The organism is Streptomyces sp. NBC_00328, from assembly GCF_036139655.1.
Lineage (GTDB): Bacteria > Actinomycetota > Actinomycetes > Streptomycetales > Streptomycetaceae > Streptomyces.
On sequence record NZ_CP108013.1, the window covers coordinates 9,870,964 to 9,891,532 of the forward strand.

A 20,569-nucleotide genomic window follows, 5' to 3' on the forward strand; every position below is an offset into this window, starting at 1 on the left:
CCCCGGCGCCGAACTGCAGCAAACCCTGGCCTATTTGGCAGAGTACGGCCTCATCGAAACACTCGGCACCGACCCTGCAACGGTCGTGATCACAACCCAGGGCGTCAGCTGCGCCCTGGCAGGAGGAAGCGTGCAAGACCACCTCAACCAGGCGCGCCTGAGCGGCAATGTCACCTTCCACATCCAGGAGAACAGCGGCAACATCGCAGCCAACAGCAGTGCCTTCACCCAGAACGCGGCAACCCAGACCGAAGTCGATCCGGCGAAGATCCTGGCCGCAGTCAGCCTCGTTCAGCAGATGACGCCGGCCCTGACCCCGGACGCCGGCGAATAGCAGGAACTGCTCGCCAGGGTTGCAGAACTTGAGACGGCTGCCGCAGCCCCGACACCGGACCGCGGGCTGGTGCAGCGCATTGCGGGTGGAGTCCTATCCACCATCCGCAGCCTCGCTCACTCGCCCGACGTTCAGCGCCGTGCCGTCGAAGCGGTGGAGCAGGGGATCCAGAGTTTGTAATCGTGTCCCGACGCAGACGAAGTCACCTACTCCCAGCCGCAGGCGCCGCCGCCGCACTGCCAGGACCCGATGAGAGCAGGGTGCAGCTCCTTCCAAGGGACAGGTTGAGCCGGGCGTTTGCCAGCTCAACCGAACCGATGACTGTATAGATCATTTCGGAATCGGCAGGTCACGCTCAGGTGTTGGCTCATGATCGAAACGGAGGATGCCGCAGCCCCCGGCGATGTCCTACCCAGCGCTCAGGTCGACCTTCTAGCCGCGGACAGAGCTGCAGTTTATGCAGGTGAGACATCCCTCAAGAGGAACCGCACCCAAGACGGATTCCTACGGCAGCCATGGTGCCGCAACCTTCTTCAGGGGTTCGAGGCGTTGGATCGTCTTGGTGCCGACATCCCATACCCACCGTTCCGCTGTGAGCCAGGCTTCCGGAAGGACCAGGTCGCCGGAGGGGTAGAGCTCACCGGTTTCGTGGTTTGTCTGCGTTTCGCTGGCCACTCGGTCAGGCTCCCAGTCCGGTGACCCGACCAGGATGCCGGGAACCGACCCCGGAGAGTGGTATCTGTAGTTGCTGATGTCGTCCTGGCCGCCTGCCGGGATTCGCCACTCCCGCTCGTGCATCCAGTCCTCGCGGTTCACCCCGTCCGTTTGAACTGAGACCACCCAATGGCGATGGGAGCGGGAAAGTCTTCGGCGACCGACCTGGGCAGGTAGGCGACGGCGCCTCCTCCCCGGGCGAGGATCTTGCTGCGCGTCGTCACAATCCCCCAAGGCGCGAAACCCTTATCCGCGATGAGGTGGGCGAGGTGGTCGGGCGGGCTCTCGGAGAAGCACAGGACCGGGGTCTTCGCGCCGAACGGAGCGAACCCACGCAGCTTTCCCTCGGTCAGGATGCAGTTCAGCCGCCCCTGCGGGGCCATGTCGGGGTCTGTCAAACGAGCGGCTCTGGCCCGTAGTCGGTGGTGACGCCGAGTAGCCGTCCATGATCTTGTGATGGATGTCAACTCCCTTGTGGGGACGGTGTTTTCCGGGCTTTCGGCGCTGCTCGTCGAGAACGTGACGGATGACGGTGACGCGATAGTGGTCACGGCCCGCACTCGGGATGTGGCGGTGCCGTGTCCGGTGTGCGGATCGCCGACGGCGAAGGCCCATGGGTATCACCTCCGGACGGTGGCGGACGTGCCGGTCGACGGCCGCCAGGTCGTCGTTCACCTGCGCGTACGACGGCTGGCCTGCCCGATCCTGGGCTGCCGACGGCAGACCTTCCGCGAGCAGATTCCCGGACTGCTGGAGCGCCATCAGCGCCGCACGGTACGGCTGGCTGGGCAGATTGCCCAGGTGGCACGGGAGTTATGCGGCCGGGCGGCGACCCGCCTGGCCGGCCTGCTGGCCATGCCCGTTTCCCGCAGTACCGCGCTGCACCATCTGCGGCGCCTGCCGCTGCCCCGGCGGGCGGTCCCACGGGTGATCGGAGTGGATGACTTCGCGCTCAAGCGACGTCACCGCTACGCCACCATCGTGACCAACGCCGAGACCGGCGAGCGGATCGACGTGCTGCCCGACCGCACCGCGGACACCCTGGAGAAGTGGCTGCGCAAACATCCTGGTGCCGAGGTCGTGTGCCGGGATGGATCAGCCACCTACGCCGAGGCCATCCGCCGTGCTCTGCCCGACGCAGTGCAGGTCAGCGACCGCTGGCACCTCTGGCGGAATCTCTGCGACAAGGCCCTGCTCGAAATCCGCGCGCATGCCGGCTGCTGGGCCACCATCAACCCGCCCCGCCCCGGCGGCATACGCGAGCAGACCACCCGCGAACGCTGGAACAAGATCCACGATCTCCTCGGCCAGGGCGTCGGCCTGCTCGAATGCGCCCGCCGCCTCAGCCTGGCCCTGAACACCGTCAAACGCTACGCCCGCCTGCCCGAACCCCAGGCCCTGCGCCTCACCCCCGCTTACCGACCGACCCTCGTCGACCCCTACCGCGACCACCTTCGCGAACGACGCCGGGCCGACCCCGCCGTCCCCGTCACCCACCTGCTGCGCGAGATCCAAGACCTGGGCTACACCGGCAGCGCCAATCTGCTGGTCCGCTACCTCAGCCAAGGCCGCGCCGAAGGCGACCGACCAGTCACCACGCCACGTCACGCCGGCCGCCTCCTGCTCACCGACCCCGAAAACCTGCGCCCGAAGGAAACGGCCCTGCTGGAGAAGATCACCGCAGCCTGCCCGGAGATGACCCAACTCGCCGATCTCATACACGTCTTCGCCACCCTGCTGAAACCAGCCAAGGGAAACGACCTGAAGCTCACCGAGTGGATCACGACCGCCCGCGCCGCAGCACTGCCCCACCTGCACAGCTTCACCAACGGCCTCGAAAATGACCTGCTCGCCGTTAACGCCGGCCTCACCCTGCCCTACCACAACGGCCGCACCGAAGGCGTCAACACCCGCACCAAACGGATCATGAGGCAGATGCACGGACGCGCGGAATTCGACCTCCTCCGCCACCGCATCCTGCTCGTCTGACAGACACCCACCGTCACCACCGACTACGGGCCAGAGCCGAACGTTTTACAGTCCCGCTGACCGACACTGCTGAGGGCGCCCGCTTCTGGTGGCAGTACGCAGCCGGCGCCGGGCAGGCTGCTGCCGCGTACTGCCTCTACCTGCACCACCTGGCACTGGGCGAGCGGGAGACGGCCGACTGGTGGCACCGTCAGGTTGATGCCGTCCAGCCCCAGCCCGAGCCTCCGGCCTGGGATGATGGCAGCAGCTGGAATCCAGCAGAGAACCGGATCACCAGCGCATCGACCAGCCAGTTCATGCGGATCCTGCGCCACCTGGCCCAGCAGACCGTCCGGTCTCGGCCTGCGCCTATCTGCAAGCTCATGGCCTATATTCCTACGGCCGTGACTGCTGGTTACCTGCGCGAGCCCGATTCGGAACTTCCTCTGCCCGGTGGGGAATTCGCCCGTCGGATCAACGCCCTGCTTGCCGCGGTCGACCGGCCCCACACGTGGAGCAGACGGCCCACCGACCCGAAGCCCCAAACTCGCGGGTCCTCGCAGGCTGAGTCGGTGGAGCGGCCCTATCTCCAGAAGGTTCCTGAGCAGCTAGGTACGGCGAGGCGCTGAGGGAGGGTGCGTCAGTCCGCCCTTCATCGCAGTTCTTGGGGCGGCGCCGGATGTCCTGCGGTGTCCCGTGCCCTTGCATGCACTCAAAGGGGCAGGTGTGAGGTCTGGCGGACATGACTGGCGTCGCTGTCAGTGGTGCCGTGCATGATCGGCGCGTCAACTCTTCGCGGAGATAGGGAAGTGCCATGCCGATCACAAACCGGCAGGTAGCGGGACACGCGTTCCTGCGGCCGATGTGCGACGACTCGTACTTCCCTGATCACGTGGTCGACCGGGGGGAAGGCGATCCTGCTGCGGCTGTGCGAGCGCATTGAGGGCGAGCAGCCGTCGGATCTGGAGACCTTGTATGCGCTGACCCAGGCTGCGACGGAGGAGTTCAACCTGCTGGACAGGGAGTTCGTGGCGGCCGGGAGCGAGATCGAGACGGTTGCGCGTGAATGGATCTGTGACGAGTTCTGCTTCGTCGCGTCGGCATACGGGTTCACGGACGCGGATGCGGAGGAGCTGACCGCCAGCCGGGACTGGTGAACAAGGACGGGAAGGCCGCCTCCGATCAACCGCAAACGGGACATGGCCATGGACGAGGACGGTTGAGCCGTCGTGCGGGGCGCTGGACAGGAGCGCCTCGCCGGGGTCGAGCAAACGGCAGTTGGTCGGGGCGAGGTCGGGCTGGGTGATGGCGCACGCAGTGTCCGCTGCGCAGGCGAAGTCGGCAAAAGGCCATGGATATCAAGACGTGATGCAGGTCACATGATGTGTCCAAGATTCTTTGTCTCCACCCTGGGGGTGCCACGACCGATGGGTGAATCTGTTGCCACCACCCGGAGGAGCGGCACCCAATGATGATCAAACCCATCAAACGGATCTTGGAACCCCATCACGCCAGTGCCTACTACGTGCCCATGCCGTCGAAGCAGGAGTCGACGACGCCGAAGCGGGTGCTTGCCGACGAGGCCCCCGACGGCACGTTCGTCCTGACCTCATACCAGGCAGACAATGTGACAATCCATGACGACATCAGGTCGATCAGTGCCTGGTCCAGGGTTCCCGTGTCGTCCAATCAAGAGTTGCCCCCGCCGCTCATTCCGCCGCTCCCGCACGACGCGAAGCTGCCGTGGCGATGTGTGCCGGACATCGCCTATGCACTCAATGCCCGTGCGGTTCTCGTGGACAATCCGACGGAACACGACGCCGGCAATCCGCTGGCCGCGGAGATCGTCAAAATTTGCCTCACCACAGCTTTGTGTCTGCCCAACAGTGAACGGTGGCGGCAAGCCGTAAGTGATGCGCTCCTCGGCGACTGGGTTGCCCCGCTCACAGAGCAAGGTCGCCTGACGCCTCTGGCCCTAGGGGCACTCAAGGCCGAGGCGCGCAGCATCCACCGGCAGTTGGTGCCGCTGTGGCGGCGAGGGACTCGACACGGCAGGACACTCAGCCTTGACTTCCCGATCGGCGATGGTCTTTCCCTGTATGACCTGATCGCGCGCCACTCATCAACGGTCGACTCCATGCCACGCAACGACGAAGGTGATCTGAGGCTCGCCGCTCTCCTGCGCGCCCTCGCCCCCGAAGAGCGCCGCGTGGTCCACGCCTGGGCTCAGCGAGGAATTGCCACCTGGGCCGACGCCGCCTGGTACGCAGGCTCTCTCGACCCGGAGACAACGGGAGAACGTGTACGCCGCAGAGTCAGGTACGTAGTTGCTGAGCAGAAGCGGCGCCGCGCTCAGCAACTGCCGAGCGAGACACCCGATGAGGAGGGCCACTCGTGAACGTCGTCAGCGAGACGCTGCCCCACGTAATCGGCGGGCTGGTCGTTGCCGCCCTGCTTGGCACCGTGTCCTGGATCACGCACCGAGTGCGGTTCCGTAGAACCCCTAAGCCGACATCGATCACCGCTCCCACCGCCGTGCAGGCGGGCCTTCGTACCTACGCGCTGCTCGGCACGACGGACTCACTCGGCCGCGCCATGCTGCGCGACACCACCCGGCCTGTCGGCAGCATCGTTGTCGTCACCATCGATGGACGCGTCCAGCGGTTCCAGCTAACCGATGCCCCGTTGTACGGCGGCACGTTCGCAGCGGAGCCCCTGGACGAACACCAGTGAATAGGCGCCTTCCCGGGTCCGCGCTGCCCGCGGCCTGCCGCAGTGCGCACCTGCCGTCCGGAGCCATTGTTCGTGACGGAAGGGCTGTTACTCACTTTCGGGTGACGGCTGGCTGCCTGGTGGGGTGGCGGTACCTGGCGGTCAGGGCCTGATGACCAACTGCTGCAAGGCTGCCGAGAGCGGGCACGCGTCAACTTCGTACACCGGCGAAATGGATGGCTGTTGCAGCCAAGTGTCACGGCGGTGCGGTTGATCGGTAACGCACTCCGGATGGCGTTCACATCCCGGCGATCTGGAGGGCAAGGTGTGAATGCGCGGCCGGCCGGCCGCCACCCGCACACCGCACAACCCGGCACCCACCAGGGCGTTTTGAGGTTGTGCCCGCACAATGCAGGGGGATTCCTGTGACCGTATCCACGACCTCTCGCCGTCTGACCGCCGCCGCGCTGAGTGCTGCTGCCATCACCGCGGCGATCGCCGTCCCGGCATCCGCCGCCGACCCCCGCCCGCACCGCCAGGCGGTGGAGATCAGCCAGGTGCAGTACGACTCCCCGGGCCGTGACGACCGCTCCAACCGCTCCCTGAACCAGGAGTGGGTGGAGATCACCAACAACACCCGTCGCAGCGTGAACCTGGACGGCTGGACCCTCTCGGATGCGGACGGCCACACCTACACCTTCGACCACTACCGCCTGGGCGGCCGCGCAACGGTCCGCGTCCACACCGGCCTCGGCCGCGACAGTCGAACCGACCTCTACCAGGACCGGCGCGCCTACGTGTGGAACAACGACCGCGACAGGGCCACCCTGCGCAACGACCACGGCCGCTTCATCGACGACGCCTCTTGGGGCCGCCGCCACTTCCACCGCTGACCGGACCTGAACTGCCACCGCTCGCCCGGCCCGCTCCTCGCCGGGCGGGCGGTGGTAAAGCCAGAGGGGCCGGGCCGATCACCTGCGACCCGGCCCACCGTCCTGTCCGGGACTACGGGAACAAGTTCAGTGACGGCCGGTGGGCCGTGGCCGACGTACGGGACTGGAGCACGGCGCGCGAGTCGCACCCGCACCTGTGCGAGAACTGCCAGGACCAAGCCGTTGCAGCCGAACAGCAGGCTGAAGCCGACGAACGCGAGCGCCAGGACCAGGCAGGTCACCGCCAGGAGCAGGAGGCCGAGCAGGCCGCGCAGAAGGCCGGCGGCTGGTTCGGACGTCGGCGCACCTGATCCGGCCATGGCAAGGCGCAGCGACCGACCATGCAGACAGGCCCAAGGTGCTGGGCGAGCCCGCGTTGTCGGTGGCGGCTGCAACGCTGGAGGGCATGAACGGCGACGAGCAGCTGCTGAACAGGCGTGTCTACGGCGCGGACCACGAGGACCCCAACCCCGGACCGCTCCCGCACCGGACCTACGCCACATTGGTCGGCGGACCGCTGGACGGCCTCCTGCTGGACATCCACGGATGGCGGACCGAGGAAGTCGACGACGGCGTGGCCCTGCCCACCGAACTCGGGCGGTGGCCCGGCGGCCGCGCCCTGTACGACCCGCACCCCGGCGAATTCCGCATGCCTGGCCCGGGTGTGACGTGCCGTTTCTACTACTCCGGCGACACCCCCTGACCGTCGCCGCACCCTGGCCATCGCCCCGACCACGACTGGTCAGCGCGCCGCCAGCCTGCGGACTGGTACCGGCTCGCTGCATCTGCCCTCGGTGGCCATCTCGCGACGTCAGCCGACCACACACGAGGCAAAACTCTGGTCAACGGTGATCGCAGAGGGCAGGCTCGTGCCGTTTCGTCGGGCACCCCGCTCAGCTACGGCATCAGCGAGAGGGTGATGACCGGCCGGATCACGCAAGAGGGTGACCTGCAGGGGTCGGGACGGAGCTGTGCTGCATGGGCTGGTGGCTTGCCGCATTCGGGTGACCGGTGGTGGCGCCGTCGCGGGGTGACCGTTTCTGCTTCGGTAGTCATGCCGCATGACGCTCAAGAAGAGGACGCTGATCTGCACGCTGGCCGCGGTGGCGCTGGCCGGTGGCCTGCCGGTGGCCGCGGCACAGGCCCATGACCCGACCCGGGTGGGGAGTGTGCGTGAGTTGATCGCCGAGCTCCCGGTGGCGGGCGAAGTCAGGGCCGGCTACGAGCGCAGCAAGTTCCGCCATTGGATCGACGCCGACCGGGACGGCTGCAACACGCGTATGGAAGTCCTCCTGGAGGAGGCGGTCGAGGCTCCGCAGCAGGGACCGAACTGCATGCTCACCGGCGGATCCTGGTACAGCCCGTACGACGACGCCTACTTCGACAACGCCAGGAAACTCGACGTCGACCACCTCGTCCCGCTCGCCGAAGCGTGGGACAGCGGAGCCTCCGCCTGGACGGCGAAGGAACGCGAGGCCTACGCCAATGACCTCGACGACGTCCGTGCACTGATCGCCGTCTCCGCCGCGTCCAACCGCTCCAAGTCGGACCAGGACCCGAACACCTGGCTGCCTCCCTTCGCGGGCTACCGCTGCCAGTACGTCACCGACTGGGTCGCCGACAAGACCCGCTACCAGCTGTCCGTTGACCCCGGGGAGGAAGCCGCTCTCTCCAAGACCCTCAGCAGCTGCCCTAACGAGCCGATCGAGGTCACGCTCGCGCGATGACAGGAGTTCGGTAGCGGCACTCTGCCCGCACCCGTAAATGCAGGCCGCGCCAGCCGTTCTGCCGACGGATTCGCCGGATTCCCCGTCTACCGTCCAGGTGTGCGCAAGTCGATCGGCCTCCGGTCGCGCACGCCGTCCAGGACCGTGTGATCTACGGAGGGACGAGGCCGGGGTGCGGCTGCTGTGAGGGTGATGACGCCGCGGTCGCTCAATGCGGTCTGCCACTCGTTCGGACGGGGCCGGGTTCCGCGTTCGCCCGCCGCCTGCGCGAAGAGCCGTGTCGCTGCCGCCGCCTGACGCTCGTTGAGGCAGCCGGCCACGGGCCGCAACTCCTGGTCCGGTCTGGCGTAGGGATCCTGGGCGAGTACGCGTCCTGCGGTGAGAGCCGTTTTGTATGCGTCCGTGTCGACGCTCGCCTCGGTGGACGGTGCGAGCGGGTCGTTCCAGTCGGGGGTGGCGGCCTGCGACTGGACGGCCTCGCGCCCTACCCGGCGGAAGCCGTCACAGTCCAGGAAGTGGACGGCGGGCTCGGGCGTGAGCGACCACAGGATGTTGGCTTGCGAGATGTCCCCGATCACCAGTCCGGCGTCGTGGAACCAGCTGATCGCATCGACGCAGGCTCGTGCCAGGGCCCTGCGCTGCTCGGGAGTCGGCTGCGTTACTTCCTGCCAGGCCACTTTTGGCGGCCTGATCAGGTACTGCAACTCGAGGAGCTTCGTCGCGCCCGTCGCGGTGCGCCACGTCATGGGGGACGGGGCACGCCTCATGAGGAAGCCGGCCGCCCGGCCGCCCTCAATCACACGGCACAGCGGCCAGGCGGCGAGGGCGTCCAGGCGGCTCCGGTCCGTCGGGACGAGCCCTTGCCGGAACGCCACCAGGTCCGCGAGCGCCTGGCCATTGACCTTGGAGGGATCCTTGTACTCCTTGTAGAGCAGGTCACCGCCACCGACGGAATGCACGTCACCCTGGCCTCCACTGCCGACCCGGTCTCCCAGCCTGAGCGACGAGCGGGCGATGTCGGCGCCGTCCTCGGCGCTCATGCCCCCTCCTCCCACACACAGATGACGGTCCGGTCGTCGTCGTAGGACTTGGCCCGGGTCTGGGCCTGCCACAGGAAGTCCGACAGCGAGGGCACCTCGGGCCTACCCCATGCGTCGGCGAGGCGGCGTGCGAACTCCGGGTCCTTCTGCGTGAGGGGATTGGTGATGCCATCGGTGCCCAGCAGGAGGACTTCGCCCGGCACGGTGCGCAACAGGGTGGCCTTGACGCTGCGGTAGGCGTGCGGGAGCGCCTCGGTCCGAGTGTCGAGCAGGCCTTCGCCGTCGTCCGGGTCCCCGTTCTCCCAGTGGCTGTCGCGCAGCACGAACAGTCCGCCGTCGCCCACGCTGCACAGAACGCGGTCGCGGATGTGCGGGTCCGTGGGGATCAGGAGGACGTGCAGGGTGGTGGCGTAGTCCTCGTCGGCGTAGGGGCGGGGCGTGTGCTGTGCGGACCGCGCCCATGCGGATCGCAGCTCGGCGGCCGCTCCGGCGACCGCCTTGGTGGCCAGGACACGCAGTTCGCTGACGTCCTGGGCGCACAGCGCCGCGTAGATGCTCTCTGCCTCCCGGTCCAGGTGGACGGCTGCCACTTGGGAGATGTCATTGGAGCCCACGTGCGAGTAGCGGGCAGAACCCACACCGTCCGCGACCGCCAGCAGAAGCATTTCCGCATCTGGGGGCCCGATGTGTGTCACCACCATGGCGTCCTGGCGGCAGCTGCCCTCCCAGTTGTGGGAGTCTCCGCGGACGGATGCGGCCCGCACAGTCAGTCGCCCGATTTGGGTGCCGTCCAGCCGTATCACGGGGGACAGGGCGGCGAATGTGTCGCCGTCCCGCAGGGAGGGACGTCGCAGGGGATGAGGTGGATACGTCGGAGGACGTGTGCCTACGTGTGCCGGCACCCCTCGCCGGAACTCGGCCGCGGGCTCGCAGGACGGCACGGCGCCCTCGGCCGGTTGTGGCGTCGGCGGTGCCGTCGGGGAGGGGGCGGCCGTACCGGCTGCCACCACCTCGTGCGGCAGGCTCTTGAAGTGTGCGTCGAGGTCGTCTTGACGGGCGTCACGGACGGGACATTCCGGCGCGCCGTACGAGCCGTGCATGTCCTCGCCGTTCACGGGGGCGCTCACAGCTTGTCCAGGGAGACGCTGGTGTAGCCAGGCACGTGGTCGTCGACCTGTAGCTGGAAGCCCTCCCCGCTCTGCGCGGACATGCTGGTCGCTGAGTTGATGATGGATCGGGTTAGGCTCGAGGCGAACTCGCGCAGTGCGACGGCCGGGTTGATGGACTCGTCCTGCTGGATGAATGCCTTGAAGTTGGCCACCTCGGTGATGGTCGCAGCGTCGGCGTCGGCGATCCCGAAGGCGATGATCTTCGGGGCGTAGCGGAACGCGTTCACCTCCTGCAGCGCAGTGCGCCAGTCATGATCCGTGGGGATGCCGTCGGACAAAAAGAAGACAACCGGCCGGTACACGTCGTGGCCGTCGGCCTTCAATGCCGCGACGTCCTTTTCGATGGTGTCCTTCAGCAGGCGGAAGGCGGCGCCGAAGGAGGTCACTCCGCCAGCGGACAGAGACGGCAGCTGGGTCAGCTCGCTCAGGTCGGCGAGCGGCTGCAGCACCGAAGCCTGCGTGGAGAAGCCAATCAGGGCAAAGCGTATTTTGTCCGCCACGCTTGGATTGGTGCTGATCTCCTGGTGCAGGTCAGGCAACGCTGCGTTGATGGTGTCCACGCCGGTTCCCGCCATGGAACCGGACTCGTCGCACACCATGTAGAAGGGCAGGATCTGCATGGACTCTCCTGGTCGTTGAGGACGGCGCAGCCGTCAGCGGGTGTAGAAGTAGATCTCCAGGTCGGCCGTGCCGGGGGCACCGCCGTTCCAGAAGTCCCGAGTCGTCGTGTCGGTGAACATGTGCGGTCGGGCCTTGCGCAGAGACGCGTTGATCCTGCTCGCGTACGCCTGGCCGGCGCCGGGCTCGGGATCCTGGCCGAAGGTCAGCACGAACGCGGCGGTGCGGCCCTTGTAGCGCGCGGTGGCGGCGCGGAGTTGCTTCACCATCCGCGCGGTGTCGCCGGCCGCCGCCGCGACACGTATTTTCACCGGTTTGCGCTCCACCGACCGGGGGCCCGAGGGCGTCGGGCTCGGTTCGGGCGACGGCTTCGCGCTAGGGGACGCGCTGGACGTGGAGGGGCGAGCCGCGGCGGCCTGCGCGGCCAGCGGATCACCCCGGTCCCCCATGGACACCAGAGCCAGCACGAGCAGCATGTCGGCGAAGAGCCACCCGGCGAGGTGCAACGGCGTGAACCGGAACCCTCTTCTCGGCGGGCTCACCGTGCCGAACCGATTCCGGTCCGCAGCTCCTTCGCCTGCCGCAGCTCCTCCTCCGCGCGCCTCTGAGCCGCCTCGGCCCCGGCCCGCGCAGCCTGCGCCTCAGCCCGAGCCGTGACCGTCTCGGCGCGCGCCGTCTCGGTCTCGCGGAGCACCAACGCCAGGGCATCGGTGACGCCGCTGAAGCGGTCGGCCGCCTCGTGCAGCGCACGGCTGCGTGCCTCGATGCCGCGCAGCGCCTCGCGGGAGACCTCCGCGGCCTCACCGGTGCGCTCGGCCACCGCCCCGAGGTCGTTGAGCAGTCGGCCGTTGACGTCCGCGACCACTTCCACGCCGGTCGTGAACCCGCGCTGGGAGGCGGCCAGAACGGTTAGGGAATCCTCGACCCGCTGTGCCGCGTCCGACAGGGCCCTGTGGACGATGTCGCCGTTGTCGCCGACCGCGGTCTCCAGCCGGTCAGCAGCCCGCGTGAGGATGTTGCGCATCTCGTCCCCGGCCGTCCGCAGCTTCTCCAACGCCTCGTCGAGGACGCCCGTCTGTCCGCTGACAGCGTCGGCGAGCCGTCGGCCCGCCTGGTCCAGCGGGTCGTCCAGATTCCGCACCGCGCTCTGGATAGCCGTTCCGCTCTCCCGCACAGCCTCCTCGATCCGCAGCACCACCTTCTCGATCGGCCGCACGTACGTCTCCGCCTGGGCGAGACGCTTCTCCGCCTTCTCCGCGGCTTCGGCGACCAGCTGGGCAGCGCGCGTGAGTTCTTCCTGGGTGGTGATGGCTTTGGACTGCATGCGCTGCAGTCGCCCGGCCGCCGAGTTGAGTTCCGCGGCGAAGCGCTGCGGGGAGGCGAAGCGGTGCTCGTTGAGCAGGAGTTGCGCATGGGTGAGGACCGGGACCAGGCGGGCGAGGGCGGCACGGGTGCGCTCGCGGGCGTGCTCGTCTCGGCGTTCGGCGGCGGAGCGCCGGAAGCCGTGCACCGCCGTGAGCACGAACAGCGTTGCCAGGGTGACGCATCCGCCCACGGCCACGTGACCGAACCGGAAGAGCCCACCCAGGTGTCCGTCGAACCCGGACTGCCACAGCTGCAGGAAAGGCCGACCCGCGGCCTTGGGATCGTCGCCCGTGAGAGCCCCGTACGCGCTCGAGGCCTGCCACAGGCCGAACCAGGTGAAGAGCAGCGGCAGGAAGACCAGGGCTCCCAGAACCCAGTCCAGTACGGAATCCAGACGTGTGCCACGGCCGTCGGGCACCGTCTCGGTGACGCTCTCGGGCCGCGCGAAGTGTCCCATCAGGTCGAGATCAGCCCAGGCGTCCAGAGCCTCGGTGTCGCTGGAGTCAAGTGCCCCAGCCAGCGCACGCAGCTCCTCGGCGCGCGGTGCGAGCACAGGATCCTGCGCCATGTCCTCGAGGTGGCGTGCCGCCACTTTTTTGTCGAGTTGTTTTCCCGCCAACATTCCCACCCCTGCCCGGCAATGCCGGAACGTTTCTACGTGTCGAGACATGGCGAGAACCTGGGCTGGGACCAGCGCGTATGTTCCTGCCGCACAAGACGAACGGTTGACGGATCTTCACGTCCCCTTCACGGGTTGCGCAATAATAGGCCATGATCGCATCGACGGACGGCTGGGTATGAGAGCGACCGTGCAAAGCGTCAAATCAGGGGGCTTGCATGAGCGGTGATGGCAGACAACGGGGGGTCATCCGGCTGAGTGGCGGCCAGCCGACCAGGGAACGAGGCGCTCGCGAGCCACGGCCGTGTGCCGTGGACCTCACCCGTCAGACACCCCGTGCCGAGATCGCGGGGCCGGGCGTTCTCCAAGTGAACCTGAACTGGTCGGTCACGGCTGAAGCCGATCTCGATCTGGGCTGCATGGTGGCCACCAGCGACGGAAAAGGCGCCGCGGTCCAGCCCCTTGGTGGTGAGTTTGGGAACCTCGACGCCTGGCCCTACGTCGGCCTCGACCAGGACGACCGCACCGGTGAGACTTCCGACGGGGAAACGCTCCGCATCAGCCTTGAGCACCGGCACCAGTTCACCAAACTCCTCGTCTACGTCTACCTCTACGAGGGCGCGGCCGACTTTCGCATGCTCGGAGGGGTGGTCACCGTCAGCGCGCCGAGCGGCACCTGGCGCATCCACCTGGACGACTCCCCGGCCGGGGCCACCTCGTGCGCGATCGCCCTGCTGACCCCGGGGCGGGACGCCCTCGAAATCCGACGCGAGGTCCGTTGGTTCACCACCAAGCCGTGGTTGTCGAACCAGCAGCTCATCGACAAGGCGTACGGCTTCGGATTTGCATGGGTACCGGCGGTCAAGCCATCTCTGTGAGGCCGGGCGTTCCGGCGCGACGGAACTGACGAGGGCAGCCTCGGTTCCGTCGCTGCCTGCGGCGATGTCGATTGCGCGCGGGCCTGTTTCAGCGGCGGCTGGCAAGACGGCTGCCGTTCCAGAGGAAGAGGAAGTGGGGCCCTTCCCGGGCGCGTGCGCGGAGGTGTTCCGGCGAGACCGCGAACAGCGGCCCGAGCTGCCTCATGGCCAGGTTTGTCCGGTAGTAGATCGCCGCCGACAACACCTGGTCCGTCTGCGGCAGACACCACGGACGGCCGCCACCGGGACCGCTACCACCCCGCTCTCGCACCACTCGCAACAAGCCCTTACGAACAAGCCGATCGAGGTCACGCTCGCACGCTGACGGGACCACGGCGCCGACGCTGTGGTCCCGCCGGGACCAGCTCCAGCTGCTCGGCGCACGAGGGATAGCCGTTTGGCGAAGAAGGCCGCAGGGCGCGGTGGGCGGCGCAGGCGACAGTCCTTCACGGCCTCAACCTCCTGCGTGCCAGTCGAGGCCCTCTCCTTGTCGACGGTCATGCAATTCGGCTCTGGCGAAGATCTTGTGACGAACGGGGTGCTCAAAAAAGGGGTGGACGCCCCCGGGATACTGGTTGTCATGGCCGTCACCCAGCAGCTTGCCCGAGTCTCTGCGGAGTATCTCGCCGCCTGCCGGACACGCGCCGAGGAGTCCTTCGATGGTGATCACCAGTGGGACCCGCCGACGGCTGACTGCCTTGACCTCGACTGGGTCCCAGCCATGTTGGAACGTGCGTGCGATATCGCCGGAGTCGGCGAATTGCACCTCGCCGCGCTCAGGCAGGCCACCGACGGCGGTCTGGCGATGGATGTCGGTTTCCTCAATGCTCACCCTCATGCCATCGGGCCCTTCGGGCCTGCACCGGCCGCCCTTGAACCGTTGGCAGTCAGGCGAGTCTCCGGTCTGCTCAAGGAGATCGACCTCCAGGCCGTTCTGGCTGTGCTGCCACTCGACATCCGTGAGGCAGGAGCGCTGATCGGCCACGGAGCCGAAGGCCTCGTCGACGGGCCCAGAACGTATCTGATGGACCATTTCGATGCTCTTCGCGAGTTCTATGCAGGAGCCCGGAAGCAGGGCCTTGCTGTCGTCTCATGGTGGGACTGACTTCCCGAGGTGGGCTGTTGGTCGATGGTCTGTCTGACGGGCACGGGCAGGATCAGTCCGCGACGAGTATGCGTCGGCGGAGCAGGTCGAGGTTGGCGCGACCGTAGCCCTTCCGCTTGATCAGCTTGACTCTTGTCACCTGGCCTTCGACCTGCCCGGAACTCCAGTCAGTGGACAGGCCGGCGACGACGGCGTCCTGGTCCCGGCGGAGCCCTGCGACCAGGGAGTGCAGCGCGGGCAGGTCGTCGGCGTGGACGCGGTCCATCCAGGCGGGCAGCAGGTCGCCCCGCAGATCACGCATCATGTCGGCGAAGTCGCGGACGTGCTGCGCGACGGCGTCGAGGTGTGGGCAGGCGGCTCTGATCTCTTTGAGTTCTGCCGCGTCGGCGTCGGCGAGGTGCCCGGGGGTCGTCATGATCCAGCGCATGATTCGGCGGGGCTTCGGTGCCGGCCACGGTTCGGGAGGACGTGCTGGCGGCTGCCTCGGCCTGGGGCTATGGGGCTTCTTGAACGGGCGGAAGTAGCGGCGGACGCACTGGATGTCGCCGCTGAAGCCCTGCTCGCGCAGTTCGCGGTGGAGCTGGGGAATGTCGTGGCAGCCCTCGTTCCACCGTCGGTGCAGGTAGGGCTCGTAGACGTCCAGAATCGAGTTCCGGTTGACCGCCTTGACCAGGAGTTCGTCGAGGCTCTGGGCGCGGGCGAAGCGCCGTACGGTCGAGTGGTCCAGCCGCAGCTCGCGGCGGATCGCGGCCAGCGGCATCCCCGCGGACAGCCGTTTCTGGACCGCCTCGTACCGCTCGGTCGTGCGGGCGACCAGCCGCCGCGGTTTCCCCGTGACGTCGAACGTGCCATCGGGCGGGATGAACGGCACGACCTCCACCGGTGACGCAGCGGTGACTCGGGTCTCCTCAGATGCTTCCTCGGTGACCGGGGGCAAGGCGAACGCAGCCCGGATGCAGGCATGGTGGGCGCCAACCGTCTTCTCCACGGCCTCGGCAAGGTTGCGCCAGAGATGCCATCCGTCCGCGATCTGCTGTGCCTGCGGGGCTCCGGAACGAGCACCCTCGGCGTAGGCGCCGGCCCGGTCACGGCAGATGATCTCCACCTCGGGGTGGCCGCGCAGCCATGCGGCCAGCGGCTCGGCGTCCCGGCCGGCAAGTACGTCGAGCGGCCGGCGGGCCTCCAGGTCGACCAGGAGAGTGGCGTAGGTATCGCCCTTACGCAGAGCGAAGTCGTCGACGCCCAGGACACGGACCGCCGAGGCAGGCGGGTCCGGCAAGGCGCGCAGGAGATTCAAGAGCGTGTCCTTGGCGACCAGGATCTTCAACGCGGCAGCCAGACGAGCGCCGGGGCGGCCCGCCAGGCACAGCGCGATCGACACGAGCACGCTTCGTAACAGCGGCGTGTAGCGGGCATGCGGGCTGGTCAGCCCGGGGACCTGCTCGGCGAACGTCACCGCCGGACAATGGGAGTTGAGGCATTTGAACCGGCGCACCGCCAGTTCGATCACGACGGACGCACCGCCCAACGGAGCATCGGTCAGCCGACGGATGTAGCGACCGTGCACTCGCCACGACGGCATCCCGCACCCCGGGCATCTCGCCGGGAGCGACTGGCAGGCCGCATGTAACGTGACCGTCCCTGCTGTCCGCTTGACTGCCTCCACCACCACATCAGCTAAATGCGGTAGCAACCGCCCCAAACCCCCTGAACCGCACACCCAGGAGATGCCCAGTTCAGCCGGACAGCATCACAAGATCGTCGCCAGAGCCGAATTACGTGACCGTCGACAACGTCCTGGACGTCGTGCCAAACAGGCCTTCCAGCAGATCCAGGCCCGCGTGGATGCTGCCAGCAACAGCTACTTCGCCTGCGGCCGGTCGCGGCTGGCCCCACGATTCTGGTGACACCTGGCTAACGCCGCACCAGTATCAACGCACGCCCCCCTCTCGAACGGATCCGGAGCTCGCGCGGCGGCCTGGGTCCAACCGGGCTGTAGACCCGACCAGGTTTCGGTGCTGGTGGGGTCAGTTGCGGGGGCGTGGGGTGCGGGTGATTGCGTTGGCCGGGAAGTGTTCGGCGCCGGTGACTTCCACGGCGCCGTAAAGACGAATGATGAGGTCAGGCATGCTGCGCAGCGGGGTGAGGTCGATGGACCGGTGTCCGGTGAAGCAGTGAATGTTCAGTTCCTTGAGCTGGGGCAGAGCCGTGGCAACGAGCGCGAGACTGTCGCCTCTTTGCAGATTGGTCACGGTGAGTCTGGTGATCTGAGGTGTGATCGTGAGGTGTTCGAGCAGGGAGAGGCCGGCCTCGCCCTGCAGGATGAGGAGATCGAGGTGGGGTAGCGCTTTGAGGTCGCTGATTTCCTTGACCGGGCCGCACAGGTTCAGGCTGGTCAGGTTGGGCCAACGGGTGATGCCGCGGAGCGTGCCGATACTCCGGCATGTTGTGGAACCAAGGAACAACGTCGTCAAGTCGGCCGTCACGGGGAGCGTTTCGAGGCCGCACCGGGGCAGCTCCTGGTCTATGCCGAAGAACGTAAGGCCTGTCAGTTCTTTGAGGCTTTCGAGGCGTACCGAGCTGCCGGTCCACAACTGAAGATCCTTGACGGTGGAGTTGGCGAGGTCGGTCAGGTCCTCGATGTTGGAGCACCCCGTCAGGCTGACCCGTTCCAGGGCGGTGTATGGCTGGAGGAAGGCCAGTTGTTGCAGCACCGGGTTGTCGCGGAGCATCAGTTGCTGGAACATGCCGGGGTCGATGACAGAGGCCATTTCCTTGTGGGTGAAGGGCCCGTCGAAGGAGACACCCGGCAGTGAGGGCAGGGTGCGAAGGGCCGCCAGCTGTTCAGGCGTGGACACCGTGAGCATACGCAGGTTGGGCACGTGAGAGAGGACCTCGCTGGCGTAGTCGTGCGGGTCAAACCGGTCCCACGCGGCCTGAAGGGCCCAGGCGACGTTGTCCTTTTCGCTGTTGCGGAAGCGCTTCGCCACGGTCAGGGCGGCGTCGCCACCAATCAGGCCTGCGGTACGGACCACCGCTTCGGCCTCGTCGTCTTCGAGCCCGTCGGGCCCTGGCAAAAGATCGAGGATGACCGGGCCGACTGCAGAGAGCTCGCGGGCTTCGTCAAAACCGCGCGGGGGTAGGAGCGCGGCCGTGCGGGCTTCGACCTCACGGCGTACCGCCGGGTCGAGCTCTGTCGCGTGCTCAAGACAAGCCATGGCCAGGAGATACAGCCGGCTGCGGTGCTTGGGGGTACGGTCGCCGCGGCTGATCAGCCGGCACAGGAGTCGGGCGCGTTCATCGGGGCGCGCGTGAGCGACGGCCATACGCAGCACGTCTTCCCACTGGTCGTCGTGGGCGTTCTTGACCAGCAGGGGGATGTCGCGGGACTCAAGGGCGGCCTTGGCACCGAGGTAATCCTGGAAGGTGCGGTGGACGAAGTCGATGGTGTCGGCCGTGGGCTGGCGGATCAGGCCGCTGCGGGCCAGGAGATGCATGAGGACGGCGTCGGCGTCGGCCTGCTCGGCGATGTGCGGCATCGAGGGCAGGGCGTCGGCGATGAGGGCGCGGGCGGTGTCGTGGTCGAGCTCGGTCTGCCCGTTGCGGATCAGCCAGTAGGCCAGACGCTGCAGCAGCTGGATGCTGTGGTGTTCGGTGAGGGTGAGGCCTTCGGGGGCGTGGATGTCGCGTTCGGTGTCGCGGCGGTGCAGCAACATCGACAGGGCCGCCTCATACAGTTCCATGCGTCCGTGGGGCAGGTGACCGCGCCGGTCGCGGTGCAAGGCGCAGACCAACGCACACAGCAGCGGAGTGGTGGCCAGGTGGGCGAGATCGCGCTGGGCGCGCACCGTGTCCTTGAGCGCCTCCTGCAGCGCGGACAGGTGGTCACGCTCCTGGGCAGTTGTGACGTTGCCTGCCGCCGCGGTGTGCCAGCGGGTAACGAATACACCGACGTCACGGCTGCTCATCGGCCGCACCGAGGCCTCGGTGAAGTCGGCGTCTGCCAGCCATCCCTCGGGCACCGCGGAAGGCCTCGTGGTGATCAAGCAGGTGGCTCGCGGATAGGCGGCTAGCAACTCATTCAGCCACCGCCGGGTGTGGGCACGTTGGCCTTGAGGAACTTCGTCGAGGCCGTCGATGAGGAGCAGGGCGCGGCCGCTGTCGAGCAGGTCATCGGCCCAGCCGGGTGGCTGCGCCGTGTGCAGGTGGCATCCGGCGGCGCTCAGGTACTGATCTGGGGTGGGCAGTTCGCCTCGGCGCACGAGCGACCGCAGGGGCAGCACAAACGGGATGCAGCCGTTCAGGTGGGACATGCCTCCGGTCAGGTCTCGGCGGGCGGCTCCGACGGCGAGCCACTGCAGCAGCGTGGTCTTCCCGCTGCCGGCCAGACCTCGCACCAGGGTCCGCCGTCGCCCCCCCAGAGCCTGCTCGGCACGCTCCACCCGCACCCTCGCACCGCTGCCGCCATCCGGACCAGGATCGACACCACCGGCCGCTTCCATGTTCGCGGACGGGACGGCCAGTTCGAGGCTCAGGTAGGCGGCATCCAGCGGCCAGCACGCACGCTCAGGCCGTGACAGGTCCAGCCCCACAACCGACAGACGCCCGTGGCGCTGCTGCACGTACTGCCGGTACCGGTTTTCGAACCGGTCGTCTTCACCACTACTCTGCCGGGCCGGGACATACACCGGCGGCGCAGCCCGCTCACGCAGCTCAAGAAGGACGCCGGTCTCTGCCCGCAGAGCCTGACCGAGCGCTATCACGGTCGCCTCGCTGGGGATCGAGGGCCCGTTCAGCGCCTGACTGACCGTGGTGTGGCCCAGCCCGGCACGCCGTTCCAAAGCGGTCATCGACAGCCGTTGCTTGCTGCGAAGACGCCGCAAGAGCCCCTTCAGCTCATCCAGCGTCACACCGTCATCCGCCTCCATCAGACCCCCTCACCGTATGGCTCCGCACGCTGTGCCACCGGGGCGTTCATCTTCGTCCACCTGAACGTCTCCGTACGCCGATTCCGTCATGTTCCTTCCCAGCAAACGCTGTTGACGAAAGCGGAAGGACTCACCATGACCTCACAACCGACAACCCTCGCCCTGGCAGGCCTGGCCCTGCTCAGCGCAGTGCTCCTCGCGCTGCTGTGCGCTGTCGCGGCCGCGCTACTGGCTCGCGCCGACGGAGCTTCCCCTGCCGGATGCATGACCCAGGCGGCCGTCGCCTTCGCTAGCACCCTCACCCTGATCAGCGCCCTACTGGCGGTGGTTGTCAGTGCATGGAGGTAGAGGTCGATGCCGCTTGCAGTCCCAGCCGGGCTGGGGTTCCGCGCGAGGTCGCCGAAGCACGCGCCCTTTCGCG

19 protein-coding genes and 2 pseudogenes are annotated in these 20,569 nt (G+C 67.6%); 11 read left to right on the forward strand and 10 right to left on the reverse strand.

Annotated elements, in window-relative coordinates:
- Positions 1-34 precede the first annotated feature (34 nt).
- Positions 35-334 carry a hypothetical protein gene (locus OG485_RS43435; protein ID WP_328663306.1) on the forward strand — a complete coding sequence of 100 codons (300 nt, stop codon included), beginning with the start codon at positions 35-37 and terminating at the stop codon, positions 332-334.
- A gap of 504 nt (positions 335-838) precedes the next feature.
- Here OG485_RS43435 and OG485_RS43440 read toward each other — a convergent pair.
- Together OG485_RS43440 and OG485_RS43445 are read right to left on the reverse strand one after the other, a co-directional pair.
- Complete coding sequence (locus tag OG485_RS43440) at positions 839-1,150, reverse strand: hypothetical protein (RefSeq protein WP_328663304.1); 312 nt, start codon at positions 1,148-1,150, stop codon at positions 839-841.
- Complete coding sequence (locus OG485_RS43445) at positions 1,147-1,446, reverse strand: hypothetical protein (RefSeq protein WP_328663302.1); 300 nt, start codon at positions 1,444-1,446, stop codon at positions 1,147-1,149. Before OG485_RS43445 ends, OG485_RS43440 begins: the two co-directional genes overlap by 4 nt.
- A 58-nt stretch (positions 1,447-1,504) precedes the next feature.
- On the opposite strand from OG485_RS43445, the gene OG485_RS43450 reads away from it, so the two are divergent.
- The 8 genes and pseudogenes from OG485_RS43450 to OG485_RS43485 all read left to right on the forward strand — a co-directional run bounded on the left by OG485_RS43450 (position 1,505) and on the right by OG485_RS43485 (position 8,387).
- Positions 1,505-3,037 carry an ISL3 family transposase gene (locus OG485_RS43450; RefSeq protein ID WP_443048633.1) on the forward strand — a complete coding sequence of 511 codons (1,533 nt, stop codon included), beginning with the start codon at positions 1,505-1,507 and terminating at the stop codon, positions 3,035-3,037.
- A 793-nt stretch (positions 3,038-3,830) separates the two neighbouring features.
- Positions 3,831-4,173, forward strand: a pseudogene (locus OG485_RS43455) (DUF5713 family protein).
- A 311-nt stretch (positions 4,174-4,484) separates the two neighbouring features.
- Positions 4,485-5,414, forward strand: a complete 930-nt coding sequence (locus OG485_RS43460; protein WP_328663299.1) for a hypothetical protein — start codon at positions 4,485-4,487, stop codon at positions 5,412-5,414.
- Entirely contained in the window at positions 5,411-5,749 is a 339-nt protein-coding gene (locus OG485_RS43465; protein WP_328663296.1) for a hypothetical protein, read from the forward strand. Before OG485_RS43460 ends, OG485_RS43465 begins: the two co-directional genes overlap by 4 nt.
- Before the next feature lie 404 nt (positions 5,750-6,153).
- Positions 6,154-6,621 (forward strand): lamin tail domain-containing protein, encoded by a 468-nt coding sequence (locus OG485_RS43470; protein ID WP_443048632.1) that lies wholly within the window; start codon positions 6,154-6,156, stop codon positions 6,619-6,621.
- Positions 6,622-6,767: 146 nt separating this feature from the next.
- Complete coding sequence (locus OG485_RS43475; RefSeq protein ID WP_328663294.1) at positions 6,768-6,971, forward strand: hypothetical protein; 204 nt, start codon at positions 6,768-6,770, stop codon at positions 6,969-6,971.
- A 95-nt stretch (positions 6,972-7,066) separates the two neighbouring features.
- Entirely contained in the window at positions 7,067-7,363 is a 297-nt protein-coding gene (locus tag OG485_RS43480) for a hypothetical protein (RefSeq protein ID WP_328663292.1), read from the forward strand.
- A gap of 358 nt (positions 7,364-7,721) precedes the next feature.
- On the forward strand, positions 7,722-8,387 hold the full coding sequence (locus tag OG485_RS43485) for an HNH endonuclease family protein (RefSeq protein WP_328663290.1): 666 nt from the start codon (positions 7,722-7,724) through the stop codon (positions 8,385-8,387).
- A gap of 86 nt (positions 8,388-8,473) precedes the next feature.
- On the opposite strand, the gene OG485_RS43490 is transcribed toward OG485_RS43485, so the two are convergent.
- The 5 genes from OG485_RS43490 to OG485_RS43510 all read right to left on the reverse strand — a co-directional run bounded on the left by OG485_RS43490 (position 8,474) and on the right by OG485_RS43510 (position 13,147).
- A complete protein-coding gene (locus OG485_RS43490; protein ID WP_328663288.1) occupies positions 8,474-9,427 on the reverse strand; it encodes a hypothetical protein in 954 nt (317 codons plus the stop codon).
- Positions 9,424-10,527, reverse strand: a complete 1,104-nt coding sequence (locus tag OG485_RS43495; protein WP_328674197.1) for a protein phosphatase 2C domain-containing protein — start codon at positions 10,525-10,527, stop codon at positions 9,424-9,426. The genes OG485_RS43490 and OG485_RS43495 overlap by 4 nt, the downstream gene beginning before the upstream one ends.
- Positions 10,528-10,550: 23 nt before the next feature.
- Entirely contained in the window at positions 10,551-11,216 is a 666-nt protein-coding gene (locus OG485_RS43500; protein WP_328663286.1) for a vWA domain-containing protein, read from the reverse strand.
- Positions 11,217-11,249: 33 nt separating this feature from the next.
- The gene (locus OG485_RS43505; RefSeq protein ID WP_328674196.1) at positions 11,250-11,690 is read right to left on the reverse strand and encodes a hypothetical protein; all 441 of its coding nucleotides are present in this window, start codon (positions 11,688-11,690) and stop codon (positions 11,250-11,252) included.
- Between the two features lie 62 nt (positions 11,691-11,752).
- A complete protein-coding gene (locus OG485_RS43510; protein ID WP_328663284.1) occupies positions 11,753-13,147 on the reverse strand; it encodes a hypothetical protein in 1,395 nt (464 codons plus the stop codon).
- A 362-nt stretch (positions 13,148-13,509) separates the two neighbouring features.
- Here OG485_RS43510 and OG485_RS43515 point away from each other — a divergent pair, with 362 nt between their 5' ends.
- Entirely contained in the window at positions 13,510-14,076 is a 567-nt protein-coding gene (locus OG485_RS43515; RefSeq protein WP_328663282.1) for a tellurium resistance protein, read from the forward strand.
- A gap of 169 nt (positions 14,077-14,245) precedes the next feature.
- On the opposite strand, the pseudogene OG485_RS43520 reads toward OG485_RS43515, so the two are convergent.
- Positions 14,246-14,398: pseudogene (locus tag OG485_RS43520) on the reverse strand (IS5/IS1182 family transposase); the annotation flags it as partial.
- A 114-nt stretch (positions 14,399-14,512) separates the two neighbouring features.
- Here OG485_RS43520 and OG485_RS43525 point away from each other — a divergent pair.
- Positions 14,513-15,220, forward strand: coding sequence for a DUF1877 domain-containing protein (locus OG485_RS43525; RefSeq protein WP_328663280.1), 708 nt, complete (start codon positions 14,513-14,515; stop codon positions 15,218-15,220).
- A gap of 52 nt (positions 15,221-15,272) precedes the next feature.
- Here OG485_RS43525 and OG485_RS43530 read toward each other — a convergent pair whose 3' ends face one another.
- Positions 15,273-16,940, reverse strand: coding sequence for an ISL3 family transposase (locus tag OG485_RS43530; protein ID WP_328674189.1), 1,668 nt, complete (start codon positions 16,938-16,940; stop codon positions 15,273-15,275).
- 307 nt (positions 16,941-17,247) lie between these two features.
- The gene (locus OG485_RS43535; protein ID WP_328663278.1) at positions 17,248-20,148 is read right to left on the reverse strand and encodes an NACHT domain-containing protein; all 2,901 of its coding nucleotides are present in this window, start codon (positions 20,146-20,148) and stop codon (positions 17,248-17,250) included.
- Positions 20,149-20,569 lie beyond the last annotated feature (421 nt).